Genomic DNA, 17537 nt, shown 5'->3' on the forward strand with positions numbered 1-17537 from the left:
ACACGCTGTTTTTCCAGCAGATTGGTTGCCCAGGCGATCGGCGTCGGAACCCTTCGCGCTTCACCGTGGTCGATTCCACGTTAGCTCGCCAGTCGCGCGATAGGACGAATGAGCACGGAGGCTCTTCGTGAAGTACAACCTAGCTGACCTGCGCACCTGCCGCAATTACCAGGTCCGGCAGGCCGTGCTGATTGAAGCAACGCTCGGAGCCGCATGAGCGAAGCGACATGCGGGGTCGCCTTCCCCGGATATCATTGCGCTCATCCGGGCTACGAGGTCGAGCGTGGAAAAAATTCAGGTGGCTACTTCAACTTCAGCCGATACGTCTCGTGGCAGTCGGTGCAACGATCGTTGATCGCGGTATAGGCGGCCTTGAGGCTCGCGACGTCGGTGATCTTGCCCTTGACCTGCGCGATCGCCTTCTGCACCGGCGGGATCTTGGAGTCGAAATCGGCCTTGTTCTTCCAGACCTTCGGCGAGGCCCCATAGGTCGCGTTCACCACGTCCTGCTTGGGATTGACCTCGAAGGTCTTGGCGATCTTGGCGACGTCGGTCTCGAGATTGGCGATCGCCTCGTCGGCGGCCTTCTGGTCGTAGGGGATATCGCCCTTGGTCATCTTCAGGATGACCGTATAGAGGCTCCTGGCCTGCGAGCGCATCAGATTATCCTGTTGAACCGCGACCTCCTGCTGCGCCATCACGGCGCCCGCGCCCAATAGCAGGGTCGTCACGACAATCATCGTCCGTTTCATTGGTTAGTTTCTCCGACTCGCAGATGCCTTGGGATTGGACCCGCCACCCGCTTCACGGGAGTCGCGATCCATCCATGGATAGAACCCCGCGCGGGGCGTTTATTCCCGCGCGGCAGGATTGTGGCTAGAGGCTGTGACGGCGACGGTGCTCGCTGATGGCGATCCACACCCGTTCCGGGGTCGCCGGCATGTCGATGTGGTCGATCTTGTACTCGCGCCAGAGCCCGTCGACGATGGCGTTGACGACGGCCGGACAGGAGCCGATCGCGCCGGCCTCGCCCGCCCCCTTCACGCCCATGGGATTGGTCTTGCATGGAACGTTGGCGGTCTCGAACACGAAGTCCGGACCATCAGCCGCCCGCGGCAGCGCGTAGTCCATGAAGGTCGCGGTGATCAGCTGGCCGTCACCGGCCCCGTAGACCACCTGCTCCATCAAGGCCTGGCCGATGCCCTGCATGGCGCCGCCATGCACCTGCCCGGCGAGCAGCAGCGGGTTGAGCGTCTTGCCGAAATCGTCGACGATCACGTAGTTGACGATCTTGATGATGCCGGTCGCCGGATCGATCTCGACCTCCGCGACATGGGTGCCGTTGGGATAGGTGCCGTCGGCGCTGGCGAAGGTGGCGCTGCCGTTCAGCTTCGACGGATCGGCGCCCGGCCGCTTGGCGAGATCGGCGAACGAGATCGAACGGTCGGTGCCGGCGATGCGCAACACGCCCTCCGATATCTCGAGGTCGCCGGCGCTGGCTTCCAGCGCCTGCGCCGCGATCTCCTTCAGCTTTTGCCCGAGCTCGCGCGTGGCGCGCTCGACGCTGACGCCGCCTGACGGGATCGAAGCCGAGCCGCCGGTGCCGAGACCGGTCGCGATCTCGTCGGTATCGCCCTGACGGACGTGGACGCGCTCCGGCGCCACGCCGAACTGCTCGGCGACGATCTGCGCATAGGCGGTCTGGTGCCCCTGTCCGCTCGACTGCGTGCCGATCAGGACAGTGACGTCGCCATTGGGATCGAGGCGGACGTTGGCCGTCTCCTCACCCATCACGCCGCAAATCTCGACATAGCTCGCAAGGCCGATGCCGCGAATGAGCCCCTGCTTTTTGGCCGCCTTGGCGCGCTTGGGAAACTCCTTCCACTCGGCGATCTCCATGGCGCGCTTCAGATGCGCGGCGAAGTCGCCGGAATCATAGACCTTGCCCGTGGCCGTCTTGTACGGCAGCGCCTTTGGCTGGATGAAGTTCTTGCGGCGGATGGCGTCCGGCGTCATGTCGAGTTTTCGCGCGCACGCGTCCACGAGGCGCTCGATCACATAGGCCGCCTCGGGCCGGCCCGCGCCGCGATAGGCATCGACCGGCACGCTGTGGGTGAAGATGGTGCGCACCCGGCAGTGGAAGGCCTGGATGTCGTAGAGGCCCGGCAGCATGCCGGCGCCGCCATGCGGGATATAGGGCCCGAAGGTCGACAGGTACGCGCCCATGTCGCCCATCAGGTCGCAATCCATCGCGAGGAACTTGCCGTCTTCAGTCAGCGCCATCTTCGCGGTGGTGACGTTGTCGCGGCCCTGCGCGTCGCCCATGAAATGCTCGGAGCGGTCGGCCGCCCATTTCACCGCCTTCTTCAGCTTGCGCGCCGCGACCGCCATCAGGGCGTATTCGCGGTACGGAAACAGTTTTGTGCCGAAGCCGCCGCCGACGTCGGGGCAGATCACCCGCATCTTCTCGGTCGGGATGTTCAGCACGTTCTGGCAGAGAATGTCGCGCAGGCGATGGCTGCCCTGGCTGCCGACCGTCAGCGTCAGATGGTCGCGCTTGGCGTCATATTCGCAGACCGCCGCGCGCGTCTCCATGAAGCTTGCGACCACGCGCGGATTGACGATGGCGATCTCGGCGACCGCATGCGCCTTGGCAAAGGCGGCTTCGGTCGCGGCCTTGTCGCCGATCGAAACGTCGAACAGCACGTTGCCGGCCTTGTCCGGCCAGACCTGCGGCGCGCCATTCTTCACGGCGTTGACGACGCCGGTCACCGCCGGCAGAGGCGACCATTTGACCTCGATCGCCTCGATCGCGTCGCGAGCCTGGTCGATGGTCTCGGCGACCACGAAGGCGATGGAATCGCCGACATGGCGCACCTCGTCCTTGGCCAGGATCGGGTAAGGCGGGCCGGTGAAGGGATCGGTCTCGAGGTTGAACAGGCAGGGCAGATTGCCGAGATCCCCAACGTCGTCGGCGGTCAGGATCAGCGCGACGCCGGGAAGCCCGCGGGCGCGGCTCGCATCGATGGTGTATTTGGCATGCGCATGCGGCGAGCGCAGCATCAAGCAGCGGAGCGCGGCCTGCGGCGCGTAATCGTCGGTATAGCGGCCCTTGCCGCGGATGAGCGCGTCATCCTCCTTGCGCAGCACACTTTGGCCAACGCCGAACTTGATGGGAGCAGCCATTTTCTATCCCGTTCTCATGGTTGTTTTGCCGGCATATTGCCGTGGAAAAAGTGGCAAGGCAAATGGGTTTAGACAGGCACATGGGTCGCAGGCGGCGAAAGCGTCGCGCCCCCGTCACCATGGCGTCCAGATTGCGCCGCGAAACAAGACCTCACCCTGAAGAGTCCGCCAAAAGCGGGCGTCCCCGAAGGATCGGTCGCGAAGACGCAGCCCACCAAGCCCTTTGACTTAGCTACATCCCACCGCGCCGCCACGGATCCATCGCGCGATCTCTCAGCTTGTCGAGAGCCCTTGCGGACGTGAAGTAGTCGATCTCGCCGCGCGTCAGGCCGATATCCATCAGCTCCCTGTCGCTCAGGTCGTGCAAGGCAACCCGTCGGCTCCGGGACTGCTCCCAAAACGCGCGACAGTAGCGCTTGAGCAGGCTCAAGACGGCAGAGGGGTCGAGGCGAAGCCTCGCGGCATCACCCCCCGTCTCGGAGGTGATGTTAGTCTGTTGCGGTGGCATGGGACGCTCCTGCTGTTGTGCCGGCAGGGAGCGTGGCCAAACAAAAGGCCCCGTCCGATGCCGGCGGGGCCTGGTGGAAAAGATGTCGTCGTCGAATTCCTAGCGCGCGACTCCTCCCACGGCCCAGCCGAAGCGGGTCATGTGCATCGAGTTGGTGTTGCGCACTGATTTGATCATGAGGCGACACTACCACGGCAATCGCATAAAATCAAGGGATGTGCGGAGGCTGTCTGCATCCTGGAGGCGAGCCCTTCGCGCTGCCACTTTCGGAGGCTGTGCGGCACTCTCTTTGACCGCCTCGGCATTGCCAGATGGAAATGAGCCGGAACGATTGATACGGTGGCGCGATGTTCACTGACGCAGATATGGATCGAGCCGATTGGGATTTTCTGCAAAACGGAGCTGTTACGTTATTTTGGAATCCGGCCGTTCTCGGCGCAGCAAAAGAAGACCTAAGGCAACTGGGTTATGAAGTTGCCGAGGTTGCTTGCGACAATGGTCTGCCGAACTTTCTTATGCAGCTATCGGAGGTGCTCCATTGGAGGGAGCAATTCGGCTACGGTCCATGGCGAGGCAACCTAGACGCGCTGAATGATGGCTTCGGGGAGTATCCATTCGCCAATACTGGTCGAAGCGTTCTTGCTCTAGAAGGCTTTCACGGGCTCGTCTCGATTGACCGCGACTTTGCTCATGGGGTTCTAGACATCATTGAGTCGCGAGCGAGATATCATTTGCTCTTGGGCAAAGTCCTGATCTGCTTGGTTCAAACAGACGACAATCGATACTATTGCGCTCCAATCGGCTGCCGCAGCGCCAATTGGAATCGTCGCGAATGGCTTCATGCGGCTCGCGGTCTTTGAACCAATCTCCCGTAAAGGCTCAGCTTCGGCTGCTCAGTCACTGATGCCCGCTTATGGCTCCGCAGTCGACGCGCACTCTGGCTTGCCGCAGGTCTGCCCTTACAGGCGGAGCGGACGAACCTACCGATCTCGCCTAGCCGCGCACCAGCGACATCAGCCACTTGCGGCCGAACAGGATGAGGATCGCGAGCGCGTAGACGATCGTGCCTCCGACGGCGAGCAGAGCCAACGTCGCTTCGTCCCGGAAGGCATGCACGGAGGCAAGAGCGGCCGGGCTGAAGCGCGCGATCAGCCAGAAGGCTGCGGCGAGGATCAATCCGGTCAGCAGGAACTTCGCGAGCGACAGCAGCCACGCGCGGTCCAGCACCAGAAAGCCACGCCGCACGGCGAAGAACAGCACCAGCAAGAGATTGGTCCAGACGCCGACGGCGGTCGCCAGCGCGAGGCCGATCTGGGCGAGCGATCCCATCAGGGCGAGCTTCAGCGCGACGTTGACGGCGATGCCGGTCAGCGACGCCCGCACCGGCGTCGCGGTGTCCTTGCGCGCGTAGAAAGTCGCGACCGCGCTGCGGATCAGCACGAAGGGGATCAGGCCGATGGCGTAGGCGGCGAGCGTGCTGCCTGCGGCAACCGCATCGGCCTTCGAGAACGCGCCGCGGGCGAACAGCGCGCGCATGATCTCGTCGGGCACGGTGAGGAAGGCCGCGACGAACGGGATCGAGAACAGCAGCGTGAAGTCGAACGCGCGGCGTTGCGCCTTCATCGCGCCGTCATGGTCGTTGGCGGTGATGCGCCGCGACATCTCCGGCAGCAGCACCGTGCCGATGGCGATGCCGATGACGCCGATCGGCAGCTGGTTGAGACGGTCGGCATAATACAGCGCCGACAGCGCGCCCGCGGGCAGGAAGGTCGCGATGATGGTGTCGGCAAACAGCGCGACCTGCGTGCCCATCGAGCCCAGCGTCGCAGGCCCCAGCGCCTTGAAGAAGCCGCGGACGTCTTCGTCGAGCTTCAAGGGCGCAAAGCGCGGCAGGCCGCCATGGCGGGCGAGATCGCCGGCGAGCAGGAAATATTGCAGGAAGCCCGAGATCAGGACGCCCCAGGCCGCGGCGTGGCCCGCGGTCGGAAACCAGACGGCAACTGCCAGCGTCATCATCATCGCGACGTTGAGGAAGATCGACGCGGCCGCGGCGCTGGCAAAGCGCTGCATCACGTTGAGCATGCCGCCATAGAGCGTCACCAGCGTGATCAGCAGCAGATAGGGAAAGGTGATCCGGGTCAGCTCGATCGCAAGCTTGCGCTGCTCGGCATCCTCACTGAAGCCGGGCGCCAAAATGCTCATGGCCTGCGGCATGAACAGCCAGGCGGCGATGAGCAGCACGACTTGCGAAGCCAAGAGCAGCGTGAAGATGCGGTCGGCGAACAATTTGGCCGCCCCCTCCCCGCGCTCGCCATGGACATGCGCATAGGCCGGCACCCAGGCGGCGTTGAACGCGCCCTCGGCGAAGATCGCGCGGAAATGGTTCGGCAACCGCAGCGCCACGAAAAAGGCGTCGGCCACCGGGCCGGCGCCGAGGATCGCCGCGAGCATGATGTCGCGGGCAAATCCCGTCAGCCGCGAAAGCAGCGTGTAACCACCGACCGTGAAGATGCGTCCGAGCATGCGTCTGTTTTAGAGCATGGCGAGATCAGGTCTAGGTGCAAACCGCGGGGACGGTCTGCTCCCTCCCCCGCTCGCGGGGCAGGGTTGGGGAGAGGGTGTCTCAACAAGAAAGACTCCCCCAGAGGAGAGAACCCTCACCCGGCGCTTCGCGCCGACCTCTCCCGCGAGCGGGAGAGGTGAACCAAGATCAACCCGCAATCGCCCCGCGCACGGCGGCGATGATTCGCTCCTGGTCGGCTTCGGTCAGGTAGGCGTGCATCGGCAGGCTGATGACGTCCTGCGACAGGCTCTCGCAACCCGGCAACCCGCCCTCGGCGACCGGATACTGCTTGTAGGCGGTCTGCTGATGCATCGACTTGCCGTAATAGATCGCGGTCGGCACGCCCTGGGCCTTCAGCGCCGCGGCAAAGCCGTCACGGTCGGTCCCCTCGGGCAGGCGGATGGTGTACTGCGCCCAGACCGAGGTGTTGCCGGGGCTAAGGCGCGGCACGGTGACCACGTTGCTGAGCCCGCGCTCATAGCGTTCGGCAACCCGGTTGCGGGCAGCGATCTCGTCGTCAAAAATCTTCAGCTTCTCGATCAGGACCGCAGCCTGCATGGTGTCGAGCCGGCCGGTGAGGCCAAGACGGACGTTGTCGTATTTGTCGATGCCCTGCCCGTGCACGCGGATGCTGCGCAGCGTCGCCGCGAGCTCGTCGTCATCGGTGAAGATCGCGCCGCCGTCGCCAAAGCAGCCGAGCGGTTTTGCCGGGAAGAAGCTGGTGGCGGTAGCAAGCGCCAGGGTGCCGAGCTTGCGGCCCTTGTAGCTCGCGCCAAACCCCTGGGCGGCGTCGTCGAGCACGAACAGGCCTTCGGCCTTTGCGATCTCGGCGATGGCGTCGTGATCGGCGGGCTGGCCGAACAGGTCGACCGGAATGACCGCTGCCGGCTTGAGGCCGGCCTTGCGGGCGGACGCGATGCCGCGCTTGAGCGATTCCGGGCTCATGTTGAAGGTCGCCTCGTCCACGTCGACATAGACCGGCGTCGCGCCGGTCCGCGCCACCGGCGAGGCGGTCGCGATGAAGGTGAAGGACGGACACAGCACGGCATCGCCGGGCCCGACATTCTTCGCCATCATCACCATCAGGATCGCGTCGGTGCCGCTGGCGCAGCCGATGACGTGCTTGGCGCCGCAATAGGCCGCGAGCTGCTTCTCGAGCTCGGCGACCTCAGGGCCGTTGACGAACTGGCAATGGTCGAGCACGCGCTTGACGGCCGCATCGAGCGAGGCGCCGAGCCGGCGGCGCTGCGAGCCGACGTCGATGAAGGGAATGGGTTCGGACCGCAGATGCTGGTTCATGGCGCCTTGCTGATTGTCTTGCGAAGTTTGGGAAGCCGACATGGATGGAGATCAGCCGGCGACGCGGCGCGGACCCTTGCGGGCGGGCGACGTCGCGGCGGGACGCGACGGCGTCTCCAGGCACTGCGTGGCGATCTCGAGGCTGGCAACGCCCTCATCGCCGGTGACCGCCGGCGTCTCGCCGTGGCGCACGGCCTTGAGGAACGCGATCAGCTCTGCCCGCAGCGGCTCGTCATGGCCGACAGGCAGATGCCGCATCGAGTAGCTGCCGTCGGGCTTGAAGCCGAAGCACTCGGTGACCTGGCGCGTCAACAGATCGCCCATCACGTATTTGCCGCGGGTCGCGACCGTGACGCTGCGTGCCTTGAACGGCGTCAGCCAGTTGGTGTTGATGTGGGCGAGCACGCCGTTGGCGGTGCGGAATTGGAGCAGCGCGATGTCCTCGCGCTCGGCGACCGCGCTCGACAATTGCGGCTGCACCTCGACGATGTCGGATTCGGTGAACCAGCGGATCAGGTCGATGTCGTGCACGGCGAGGTCGATGACGACGCCGACATTGGACATGCGCGGCGGGAACGGACCGACGCGGGTGATCGCGATCGAGAGGATATCCTCGCCCGCGATCGCCTGCTTGACCGCGGCGACCGCCGGATTGAAGCGCTCGACATGGCCGACCATCAGCGTGACGCCAGCCTTTTGCGCGGCGGCGACGATCTCGCGGCCTTCGGCGACCGTGGAGGCGATCGGCTTCTCGACCAGTACGTGGCTGTTCTTGGCGATGCAGGCGAGCGCGACCTCGTGATGCAGATGGGTGGGCGCTGCGATGGTGACGGCATCGACGCCGGCGGCCAGGAGCTGGTCGAGCGTCTCGAACCCTTGGCAGTTGGCAAGCTCGGTGGTGCGCGTCAGGTGCGTCGGCGAGGGATCGACCACGCCGACGAGGGTGACGCCGGGAAGACCCGCGAGCACGCGCGCATGGTTGCTGCCCATCACGCCCGCGCCGACGACACCGACACGCAAGCCTGCTTTGGCAGGCGCTGACCCTTTGGAACTCATCTGAGCAAACCCCGATTCAACCGCAAATCCCCGGGCCGCTTCTAGCACGGGCGCCACATTTGTGGCGAATGCAGAGCTTCCGGCCCGGACACGATTTGATTCAAAAAGTTACACGTTCCCCGGGCCTTAAGCCGCTGAAAGATACTGCTCTTTCGGCCCGGGTCACGTTGTTCGGAGCCTGCTGGTTACGACCTTTGATAGTCGTCTTCAATCCGGATGATGTCGTCTTCCCCGAGATAGCTGCCGGTCTGGACCTCGATGAGTTCCAGCATGATTTTACCGGGATTCTCCATCCGGTGCACCGCGCCCATCGGGATGTAGATCGACTCGTTCTCGTGCACCGTCTTCACGGTCTCGTTGACGGTGACCCGCGCCGCGCCGCGAACCACGATCCAGTGCTCGGCACGGTGATGGTGCTTCTGCAGCGACAGCCGCCCGCCGGGCTTGACCACGATGCGCTTGACCTGGTGGCGCTCGCCATTGTCCACCGACTGGTAGCTGCCCCAGGGCCGATGCACCTTGAGATGCTCCTCGGTGACCTTCGGGGCCACCGCCTTGAGCTTGGTCACCAGGCGCTTCAGGCCGTTGGCATCCTTCTGGCGCGAGACCAGGACCGCATCGGCGGTCGCGACCACGACGAGATCGTCGACGCCTTCGAGCGCGACCAGCGCGGAATCGGTGGTGACGTTGCAGTTGCGCGAATCCTCGAACACGGCGGCGCCGTGCGCGGCGTTGCCCTGCGCGTCCTTCTCCGACAATTCCCAAACCGCGTGCCAGGAGCCGACGTCGGACCAGCCGCAGGACACCGGCACGACGGCCGCGCGCGAGGTCTTCTCCATCACCGCGTAGTCGATCGAGATCGCCTTCGCCGAACCGAACGCCTCGGGCTCCAGCGTCACGAAGCCGAGATCGCGGCCGGCGTTGGTGACCGCATTGGAGACCGCCTCCACGCTCGCCGCATCGACCTTGCGGTATTCGTCGAGCAGGACGGTTGCCGGGAACATGAAGTTGCCGCTGTTCCACAGATAGCCCGAATTGACGTAGTCGGCCGCCTTCACCGCGTCCGGCTTCTCGACGAAGCGCGCGACTGCGTGCACCTCGCCGGAGATCACCTCGCCCAGGCTGATATAGCCGTATTCGGTCGCCGGCCGCTCCGGCTTGACGCCGAAGGTGACGATGCGCCCGGCGCTCGCGGCGGTGAGGCCTTCGCGGCAGGCCGCGACGAAGGCGGCCTTGTCCTGCACCACGTGGTCGGCGGCGAGCGCGAGCACGATCGCTTCACTGGCGCGGTTCTGCGCGAACACCGCGCCCGCGGCAATCGCAGGGCCGGAGTCGCGGCGCATCGGCTCGAGGATCACGTCGGCCTCGATGCCGATCTCGGCGAGCTGCTCCAGCACCATGAAGCGATAGGACGCATTGGTGATGACGATCGGACGATCGAACAGCGAGGCGTCCGAGACGCGCAGCAGCGTGTCCTGGAAGGTCGAGCGCGAACCGAACAGCGGCAGGAACTGCTTGGGGCGCACCTCGCGCGAGGCCGGCCACAGCCGCGTGCCGGCACCGCCGCACATGATCAGGGGGATAATGCGTTTGTCCATCGTCATCTCAAACCTTGAAGTAGTCCCGATACCAGGTGACAAAATTACGAACCCCGTGCTCGATCGGCGTTGACGGTGCAAAGCCGGTGTCGCGCATCAGGTCCTCGACATCCGCGAACGTTTCCAAGACGTCTCCCGGCTGCATCGGCAGCAATTCTTTGATCGCCGTCCGACCCAGCTCCTGCTCCAGAAGTCCGACGACATGCATCAGCTCCTCGGGGCGGTGGTTGCCGACATTGTAGACCTTAGACGGCGCATTTGCGGCAGCCGGGTCATCGGCGGGCACCCGATCGATCAGCTTGGACACGACACGGGTTACGTCGTCAATATAGGTGAAGTCGCGTCGCATCCTGCCATGGTTAAAGAGCCGGATCGGCGTCCCCGCCATGATCGCGTTCACGAACAGAAACATGGCCATATCGGGCCGTCCCCACGGGCCGTATATGGTAAAGAATCGCAAGGCCGTGACCGGCAGCCGGTAGAGATGGCTGTAGGACTGCGCCATCACTTCGTTCGCCTTCTTGGTCGCGGCGTAGAAGCTCACCGGATGATCGGTCCGGTCCTGCACGGCAAATGGCAGTTTTGTGTTGGCGCCGTAAACGGAGGATGACGAGGCGTAGACCAGATGACGACAGCCGTTGTTGCGGCAGCCCTCCAGCACGTTGAGAAAGCCCAGGAGATTGGAATCGGCGTAAGCCTGCGGATGCTCGATCGAGTAGCGCACGCCGGCCTGGGCGGCCAGATGCACGACCTTGGCAAACGCGTGCTGTCCAAACAACGCCGCAATGGTCTCGCGGTCGGCCAGATCGGCCTTGACGAACGAGAAGCGGGAATCGCTACGCAACAGCTCGAGCCGCGCCTGCTTCAGCGCCGGGTCGTAATAGCTGTTGAGATTGTCGAGCCCGATCACGGGCCGACCTTCGGCGAGCAGCTGCCGGGCGACGTGGAAGCCGATGAAGCCGGCGGCACCCGTGACCAAAATCGCCTGATCCATCATCCTGTTCCCAAGGGATCCCTAGCTCGATCGCCTGCGGCGCTTCTTTAGCCGCCGCATCGAGGGGGTCGCAATAGCCCCGCCGCCCGCCATGACGGGTCGGGATAACCGCGCATGATAACCGCTATTGCAAGATCGGCGCCAAGACCATACCAAAGCGGCCTAATTCGGCGCCTCGCGTCGGGTTGCCTCAAATCTTCGCAAACCCTGTTCATGCGGGCGAGATGCGCCGAATCCTGCTGTCGACGGCCAAGATCCTGATTTCCGCAGCGCTGCTCTACCTGGCGCTGCGCAAGGTCGATCTGTCCGAACTTTTGTCGCGCTTCACCGTAACCAGCCTGTTCTGGATCGGCATCGCGATCGCCGTCACGTTCCTGCAAATCTTCGTCGGCGTGCTGCGCTGGCGCCAGATCAGCGCCGAATGCGGTGCGCCGCTCGAGCTCGGCCGGGCCATGCGCTACAACGTGATCGGATCCTTCTTCAACCAAACCCTGCCGTCCGCGATCGGCGGCGATGCGGTCCGGCTGTGGCTGGTCGCGCGCGCCGGCGCCGGCTGGCGAGCGGCCACTTACTCTATCTTCGTCGATCGCGCGATCGGCCTCGTCGCGCTCGCGATCCTCATCGTCGCGAGCCTGCCGTGGAGCTACACCCTCATCACCGATCCGCATGGACGCTCGGCATTGCTGCTCGTCGATCTTGCGGCGCTCGCGGGCGGCCTCGGCTTCCTGGTCTTCGGCGCGCTGAAATGGCAATGGCTGAAGAGGTGGTGGGCCACCCACCACATCCACGCCTGCGCGGTGATCGCGAACCGCGTGATCTTCAGCCGCAGGCGCGGACCGATCGTTGCGATCCTGTCGCTCACCGTGCATGGGCTCGCCGCCGTCGTCGCTTGGTGCGTCGTGCAGTCGATCGCCGCTCCGGTCCGCTTCAGCGACGTCTTCCTGCTCGTGCCGCCGGTGATGCTGATCACGATGATGCCGATCTCGATCGCCGGCTGGGGACTGCGTGAAGCCACGATGGGCCTGGCGTTCGGCTTCGCGGGACTTGCCGCAAGCGAGGGCGTCAACGTCTCGCTGCTGTTCGGCGCCGTATATTTCATCGTCGGCGCGATCGGCGGCCTGGTCTGGATCCTCAGCGCGGAGAAGGCCGCGCAAGGGTCGGCTCCGATCGGAGTGCCGGAGTGAACCCGGCCGCCGATACGCTCGCCGCCGTACCCTCGCTGCTTGCCGTTGCGATCGCCGCGCTGGTGTCGGCCGTCATCACCTGGACCAGCCGTCCCCTGCTCCAGCGCTACGCACTGGCGCGGCCGAACGCGCGGTCCTCGCATCGCGTTCCGACTCCGCAGGGCGCGGGCATCGCGGTGATATCAGCGACGCTCCTGGTCGCATCGGCCTGGGCAGCCTGGGCAAATGTCGCGATCCCGCCGGCGCTGATCGCTGCGACGGTCCTGATCGCCCTGGTGGGATTTGCCGACGACATCGTCTCGCTGCCGGTGCTGGTTCGGCTCGTGCTGCAAGCCGCCGCCGTCGGAGCCGTCGTGTTCACCGCGCCCGAAACGGCGCGCATCGTCCCGGCGCTGCCGCTCGCGCTGGAGCGCGGCCTCGTCCTGCTCGCCGGAATCTGGTTCGTGAACCTCGTCAATTTCATGGACGGGCTCGACCTGATGACGGTCGTGGAAGTGGTGCCGATCACCGCGGCGCTGCTGCTGCTGGGATGGCTCGGCGACCTGTCCTGGCCCGCCGCCCTGCTCGCCACCACCCTGTGCGGCGCAACGCTCGGCTTTGCGCCGTTCAATCGTCCCGTCGCAAAGGTGTTTCTCGGCGATGTCGGCAGCCTGCCGATCGGCCTTCTGCTCGGCTGGTGCCTGCTGGAGCTCGCCTGGCACGGGCAGCCGGTCGCGGCGCTGCTGCTGCCGGCCTATTACCTCGCGGATGCCACCATCACGCTGTTTCGCCGCATCGCCCGCCGCGAACAATTCTGGTCGGCGCACCGCTCGCACTTTTACCAGCGCGCGACCGACCATGGCTTCAAGGTCCGGCGGGTGGTCGGCGAGGTGTTCGCGCTCAATCTCGTGCTGGCACTGCTGGCGATCCTCACCGTTCGCGCCGGTTCGATCACGGTCACGATCGCCTGCCTGCTCGCAGGCGCGATCGCCGTCGGCGTCGTCCTGCGGCGCTTCTCCCGCCCTCAGGCGTCCTGAACCGACAGCGCGAGCTGCAAGCCCTCGTCGAGGGAGACCTGCGGCTCCCAGCCGGTTGCGATCGCCTTGGAGATGTCGAGCTCGAGCGAGCCGATCAGGCTGTCGTGCGTATCCTGCCGTCCGATCACGCGGAGGAGCGTGCCGAGCAGGTCCGGCGGCATGCCGAACAGCCGCGGGCTCTTGCCGGACGCTTTCGCCAGGCGCTCGATGAATTCGGGCGTCGAGACCTGCTCCTTGTCCGCCACCAGGAATATCTCGAAATTGCTGGCGGGGTCGGGATGGGCGAGCCGGCGCAGGATGAACGACGACAGGTTCTGCACGGCCAGGAAGGCGCGGTGATTGTGGATCGCGGCAAAGGGCAGCGGCAGCCCGAGGCTCACCGCGCGCGTCAGCAGCGCGAAATTGCCCTTGGCGCCCGCGCCATAGACCAGCGGCGGCCTGATCACCGAGATGTTGATGGCGCTGTCGCGCGCCAGCGTCCTCAAGCCCGCCTCGGCCGCGGCCTTGGACATGCCGTAGAGGCCGCGCGGCGTCAGGATGTCCTTCTCGCTGAACGGTGCGCGGCCCTCATTGCTGCGGCCGTGCACGAGAACGGTGCTGACGAAGATGAACTGGCGCACGCCGGCCGTCGCCGCCGAGTGCGCCAGATGCAGCGTGCCGGCGATGTTGACGTTGCGGTAGAGCTGGACCGCGTGCTCCTCGTGCTTGTGGTGCACGCGCGCGGCGAGATGGACGACCGCGTCGACCCCTTCGAGCGCGGCCTGCCAGTCGGTCTCCGGACCGATCGTTTCGATCACGACCTCGTCGTCGGCACCGGTCGGTCTGCGCACGGCGCGGCGGACCGACCACCCCTGGCGTGCGAGGGCGGGCACGACATGACCGCCGACGAAGCCGCTCGCTCCCGTGACCAGCACGACCGGTTTGCGTTCGCTCATCGCTGCTCCGAAAGGTCCGGGTTGCGCAACAATTCGTCGGCGAGGGCGGCATAGGCGTTCATCGCGGTGGCGCGGTCGAACTTCGATGCCGCCTTCACCGCGCGCTCCGCCATGGCACCGTCGTCTGAACGCGACGCCGCGCGGATCGCCTCGGCGAGCTGGTCGGCGCGGCCCGGCGTCACGACCCAGCCGAGCCCGTTCTCCACCACCGTCAACGCGGCCTCGGCCTCCGGCTCGGACACCAGCACCACGGGACGGCCGACCGCCAGCAGATTGTAGAACCGGCTCGGCACCGACACCCCCGCAACGTCCTTCCGGTACGGAATGATCCAGAGATTGGCAGCCGCCAGGAACGCCTCGAGCTCGGCATCCTCGACCCGCGCCACGAAGGAGACATTGGGCAGGTTCGCGGCCGCCTGCAACTGCTTCAGCCGTGCAAAGCCGATGCCCCAGCCGGAGAGCAGGAAGTGAATATCCGCCTCGCCCTTCAGGAGGCGCGCCGCCTCGAACACGATCTCCGGATCATGGGTGAAGCCGAGATTGCCCGACAGGCCGACGACGAAACGCGCGGGAATCGCCTTGCGGAACGGATTGTCCGGCGACAGCGGACGCGGCCCGGGCGCGATCGTCGCCCAGTTCGGGATGAAGCGGATCTTGTTCCGCCTCATGCCGGCATAGCTCAGCAGCGGCCGCTCCGCATCGCGGCCGATGGTGATGACGGCATTGAGCGCGCGGAACATCAGGTTGTTGGCGAAGCGCATCGTCCGCGTCACCATCGAACCGGGCTTCAGCAGGCCCGCCATCACCAGCACGTCGGGGAAGAGGTCGTGCATGATCAGCGCCGAGCGGGCGCCCTTGAGCCTTGCCGCGGCCGCCACCGCATAAGGCAGCATGAACGGTGCGGTGACGGTGAGCACGACGTCCCCTCGCTTCAGCTCCCGGACCAGTGCGAGGAACGTACGCGACGCGAACAGCAGCTCGGAGGCGCCGCGCCGCACCAGCGCCGCCTTTCCCGCCATCCGGTTCCTGATCGCGACGACGCGCGGCCTGCCCGGGCCGGTCTGCGCGGCCGGCAGCGCGCCTGGTGAGCCCGACAGCACCACGACCTCGTGGCCTGCGGCAAGGCGGCAGGCGATCTCGGCCATGATCGCCGCGGTCGTGCTCGTATCCGGCGGATAATGCTGGCTCGCGACGACGATCTTGCCTTGAGACTGCATGGTCAGGCCGCGGTCGACCCGAATTCCGGAACTGCATCCTTCAGGATGGTCCTGATGGTGGCGCGATCGTCGCGCGCGATCGCCTGCTCGAGCGCCGCGATCCACTTGCGCAGCGTCTGCATCGGCGGCTCGTTCGGCTGCGCGGCCATGATGCCGGCGACGCCGATCTCGCGGGTCGGCTCCTCGGAGGCGAACAGGATCTCGTGCAGGCGCTCGCCCGGCCGCATGCCCGTGAACACGATCTCGATGTCGTAGCCGGGTTGAAGGCCGGAGAGACGGATCATGCGCTCGGCGAGATCGACGATCTTCACCGGCTGGCCCATGTTGAGCACGTAGACCGAGACATCCGACCGCTGCGTTCCGAGCGCATGCGTCGCCGCCGTGATGACGAGATCGCAGGCCTCGCGGATGGTCATGAAGTAGCGGACCATGTCGGGATGCGTCACCGTCACGGGGCCGCCGGCCTCGATCTGGGCCTTGAACTTCGGCACCACCGAACCGTTCGACGCCAGCACATTGCCGAACCGGACCGAGATCAGCCGCATCGGCCTGGCGCCGCCGCTGCCTGCGGAGAGATCATGGTCGAGCGCCTGGCAGTACATCTCGGCGAAGCGCTTGGTCAGGCCGAGCATCGACACCGGCTCGATCGCCTTGTCGGTCGAAATCATCACCATGGCTTCGGCGCCGGCGCTCTGGGCGGCGTCGGCAACGTTGATCGAGCCGAAGATGTTGGTCTTGACGCCCTCGCTCCAGTCGCGCTCCAGGATCGGCACGTGCTTGAGCGCGGCGGCATGGAACACGATGTCCGGCTTGAACTCGGCCATCAGGCGCATGATGCGCTCGCGGTCGCGGATGTCGGCGATGCGCCCTTCGACCGCAGCGGCCGAGCCCTGCGCGGCCAGCGCCTCCGTCACCGCGTAGAGCGCCGGCTCGGAATTTTCCACGATCAGCAGGCGCGCGGCGCCGAAGGCGACGACGCGCTCGCAGATCTCCGAACCGATCGAGCCGCCGCCGCCGGTGACGATCACCGCCTTGCCCCTGATCAGGGCCTCGAGCCGCTCATAGTCGATTGTCTCGCTCGGCCGCAGCAGCAGGTCCTCGACCGCGACGGCGGTGAGGCGCGGCGTATCGCCGCTCTCCAGCGAGGGCATGCGGTTGACGATCACGCCCAACTTGCGCGCCCGCATCAGGATCGATTCCGGGTGCGCCTCCGGCTCGAATGCCGACGGCGTCATGATGAGGCGCGCGATCGGCTTGTTGCGCTTGGCAAAGTCGCCGATGACGTCCTCGATATCGTCGATGCCGCCCAGCACGGGAACGTTGCGGATGAGCTGGCCGCGATCCGAGTTCGACGGCGACAGCACGCCGATCGGCCAGATTCGCTTGATCGCTCCGCTCTCGATGCCGCGGAGCAGCACCTCGGCATCCGCGGCGCGGCCGATCAGCAGCGTCGGCGCGGCATCCTCGGTCCTCGCATGGCGCCGCACCCGCGTATAGCGGAAGTAGCGGTAGGTCATGCGGAGCGCGCTGAGGAAGGAGATCTCGAGGAACCAGTAGAGGACGATCGTCACCTTGCCGAGGAAGAAAGCGCCGCGGACATTGGGGGCGACGAAGATGTAGTCGAGTACCAGGAGGGCAACCGTCAGCACGCTCGCGACGCGGATGATGTTCAGCGCGTCGGGCAGCGAGATGAAGCGCCATTTCGTCGTGGTCAGGTTGAAGACGAAGAAGACGACCACGCTGAAGGCGAGGAAATAGGGCAGGATCTGGAACAGCAGCGGCAGGCGGTCGTAGAAGCCGTCGCCGCCCTCGAAGCGCAGATAAAAGGCTGCGAACAGCGCCGCGGTGGTCGCCAGCAGGTCGTGGAGCGCGATCAGGAAATTGCGCAAGGTGAGATGCGAAAGACGCGTCATCCGACGACCGATGAATATCCCGTTAGTTGCAACCTGACCGCGCTGATAACCCATCTCGACCGGACTTG

The 17537-nt window shown here is 65.6% G+C and carries 14 protein-coding genes and 1 riboswitch; of the genes, 3 read left to right on the forward strand and 11 right to left on the reverse strand.

The features are described 5' to 3' along the window. Nucleotides 1-20: 20 nt before the first annotated feature. Nucleotides 21-106, reverse strand: a riboswitch (ZMP/ZTP riboswitch). Nucleotides 107-302: 196 nt separating this feature from the next. The 3 genes from BJA_RS29935 to BJA_RS29945 form a co-directional block, all read right to left on the reverse strand. Further along, nucleotides 303-752 carry a cytochrome c gene (locus BJA_RS29935; RefSeq protein ID WP_011088654.1) on the reverse strand — a complete coding sequence of 150 codons (450 nt, stop codon included), beginning with the start codon at nucleotides 750-752 and terminating at the stop codon, nucleotides 303-305. Nucleotides 753-876: 124 nt separating this feature from the next. Continuing rightward, a complete protein-coding gene (locus BJA_RS29940; protein ID WP_011088655.1) occupies nucleotides 877-3186 on the reverse strand; it encodes a xanthine dehydrogenase family protein molybdopterin-binding subunit in 2310 nt (769 codons plus the stop codon). 232 nt (nucleotides 3187-3418) lie between these two features. Then, entirely contained in the window at nucleotides 3419-3694 is a 276-nt protein-coding gene (locus tag BJA_RS29945) for a DUF1127 domain-containing protein (RefSeq protein ID WP_038967038.1), read from the reverse strand. A 347-nt stretch (nucleotides 3695-4041) separates the two neighbouring features. On the opposite strand from BJA_RS29945, the gene BJA_RS29950 reads away from it, so the two are divergent. After that, nucleotides 4042-4554 carry a hypothetical protein gene (locus BJA_RS29950; RefSeq protein WP_011088656.1) on the forward strand — a complete coding sequence of 171 codons (513 nt, stop codon included), beginning with the start codon at nucleotides 4042-4044 and terminating at the stop codon, nucleotides 4552-4554. 133 nt (nucleotides 4555-4687) lie between these two features. Here BJA_RS29950 and murJ read toward each other — a convergent pair whose 3' ends face one another. The 5 genes from murJ to BJA_RS29975 form a co-directional block, all read right to left on the reverse strand. Beyond that, the gene (gene murJ / locus BJA_RS29955; RefSeq protein ID WP_011088657.1) at nucleotides 4688-6217 is read right to left on the reverse strand and encodes a murein biosynthesis integral membrane protein MurJ; all 1530 of its coding nucleotides are present in this window, start codon (nucleotides 6215-6217) and stop codon (nucleotides 4688-4690) included. Between the two features lie 187 nt (nucleotides 6218-6404). Further along, on the reverse strand, nucleotides 6405-7556 hold the full coding sequence (locus BJA_RS29960) for a DegT/DnrJ/EryC1/StrS family aminotransferase (RefSeq protein ID WP_038967037.1): 1152 nt from the start codon (nucleotides 7554-7556) through the stop codon (nucleotides 6405-6407). Nucleotides 7557-7607: 51 nt separating this feature from the next. Continuing rightward, on the reverse strand, nucleotides 7608-8612 hold the full coding sequence (locus tag BJA_RS29965; RefSeq protein WP_011088659.1) for a Gfo/Idh/MocA family protein: 1005 nt from the start codon (nucleotides 8610-8612) through the stop codon (nucleotides 7608-7610). A gap of 185 nt (nucleotides 8613-8797) precedes the next feature. After that, entirely contained in the window at nucleotides 8798-10210 is a 1413-nt protein-coding gene (locus BJA_RS29970) for a mannose-1-phosphate guanylyltransferase/mannose-6-phosphate isomerase (RefSeq protein WP_028173221.1), read from the reverse strand. A gap of 7 nt (nucleotides 10211-10217) precedes the next feature. Then, nucleotides 10218-11207 (reverse strand): SDR family NAD(P)-dependent oxidoreductase, encoded by a 990-nt coding sequence (locus BJA_RS29975; RefSeq protein ID WP_011088661.1) that lies wholly within the window; start codon nucleotides 11205-11207, stop codon nucleotides 10218-10220. 221 nt (nucleotides 11208-11428) lie between these two features. Here BJA_RS29975 and BJA_RS29980 point away from each other — a divergent pair, with 221 nt between their 5' ends. Both BJA_RS29980 and BJA_RS29985 read left to right on the forward strand, forming a co-directional pair. Continuing rightward, nucleotides 11429-12388, forward strand: coding sequence for a lysylphosphatidylglycerol synthase transmembrane domain-containing protein (locus BJA_RS29980; RefSeq protein WP_011088662.1), 960 nt, complete (start codon nucleotides 11429-11431; stop codon nucleotides 12386-12388). Further along, nucleotides 12385-13404: an MraY family glycosyltransferase gene (locus BJA_RS29985; protein WP_011088663.1), complete on the forward strand. Its 1020-nt coding sequence runs from the start codon at nucleotides 12385-12387 to the stop codon at nucleotides 13402-13404. Before BJA_RS29980 ends, BJA_RS29985 begins: the two co-directional genes overlap by 4 nt. Here the strand turns inward: BJA_RS29985 and BJA_RS29990 are convergent. From BJA_RS29990 to BJA_RS30000, 3 genes are read right to left on the reverse strand one after another with little or no spacing between them, the layout of a single operon-like run. Continuing rightward, nucleotides 13392-14339: an NAD-dependent epimerase/dehydratase family protein gene (locus tag BJA_RS29990; RefSeq protein WP_011088664.1), complete on the reverse strand. Its 948-nt coding sequence runs from the start codon at nucleotides 14337-14339 to the stop codon at nucleotides 13392-13394. The genes BJA_RS29985 and BJA_RS29990 overlap by 13 nt on opposite strands. Beyond that, nucleotides 14336-15556 (reverse strand): glycosyltransferase family 4 protein, encoded by a 1221-nt coding sequence (locus BJA_RS29995; RefSeq protein WP_038967036.1) that lies wholly within the window; start codon nucleotides 15554-15556, stop codon nucleotides 14336-14338. The genes BJA_RS29990 and BJA_RS29995 overlap by 4 nt, the downstream gene beginning before the upstream one ends. A 2-nt stretch (nucleotides 15557-15558) precedes the next feature. Then, entirely contained in the window at nucleotides 15559-17469 is a 1911-nt protein-coding gene (locus tag BJA_RS30000) for an SDR family NAD(P)-dependent oxidoreductase (protein ID WP_038967035.1), read from the reverse strand. Nucleotides 17470-17537 lie beyond the last annotated feature (68 nt).

The sequence above is a fragment of the Bradyrhizobium diazoefficiens USDA 110 genome (assembly GCF_000011365.1).
Classification (GTDB): Bacteria; Pseudomonadota; Alphaproteobacteria; order Rhizobiales; family Xanthobacteraceae; genus Bradyrhizobium; species Bradyrhizobium diazoefficiens.

What these genes read in the sequence shown, in the direction of transcription:
- BJA_RS29935 (WP_011088654.1), bottom strand. Translation starts at nt 752, where the DNA reads ATGAAACGGACGATGATTGTCGTGACGACCCTGCTATTGGGCGCGGGC.
- BJA_RS29940 (WP_011088655.1), bottom strand. Translation starts at nt 3,186, where the DNA reads ATGGCTGCTCCCATCAAGTTCGGCGTTGGCCAAAGTGTGCTGCGCAAG.
- BJA_RS29945 (WP_038967038.1), bottom strand. Translation starts at nt 3,694, where the DNA reads ATGCCACCGCAACAGACTAACATCACCTCCGAGACGGGGGGTGATGCC.
- BJA_RS29950 (WP_011088656.1), top strand. Translation starts at nt 4,042, where the DNA reads ATGTTCACTGACGCAGATATGGATCGAGCCGATTGGGATTTTCTGCAA.
- murJ (WP_011088657.1), bottom strand. Translation starts at nt 6,217, where the DNA reads ATGCTCGGACGCATCTTCACGGTCGGTGGTTACACGCTGCTTTCGCGG.
- BJA_RS29960 (WP_038967037.1), bottom strand. Translation starts at nt 7,556, where the DNA reads ATGAACCAGCATCTGCGGTCCGAACCCATTCCCTTCATCGACGTCGGC.
- BJA_RS29965 (WP_011088659.1), bottom strand. Translation starts at nt 8,612, where the DNA reads ATGAGTTCCAAAGGGTCAGCGCCTGCCAAAGCAGGCTTGCGTGTCGGT.
- BJA_RS29970 (WP_028173221.1), bottom strand. Translation starts at nt 10,210, where the DNA reads ATGGACAAACGCATTATCCCCCTGATCATGTGCGGCGGTGCCGGCACG.
- BJA_RS29975 (WP_011088661.1), bottom strand. Translation starts at nt 11,207, where the DNA reads ATGATGGATCAGGCGATTTTGGTCACGGGTGCCGCCGGCTTCATCGGC.
- BJA_RS29980 (WP_011088662.1), top strand. Translation starts at nt 11,429, where the DNA reads ATGCGCCGAATCCTGCTGTCGACGGCCAAGATCCTGATTTCCGCAGCG.
- BJA_RS29990 (WP_011088664.1), bottom strand. Translation starts at nt 14,339, where the DNA reads ATGAGCGAACGCAAACCGGTCGTGCTGGTCACGGGAGCGAGCGGCTTC.
- BJA_RS29995 (WP_038967036.1), bottom strand. Translation starts at nt 15,556, where the DNA reads ATGCAGTCTCAAGGCAAGATCGTCGTCGCGAGCCAGCATTATCCGCCG.
- BJA_RS30000 (WP_038967035.1), bottom strand. Translation starts at nt 17,469, where the DNA reads ATGACGCGTCTTTCGCATCTCACCTTGCGCAATTTCCTGATCGCGCTC.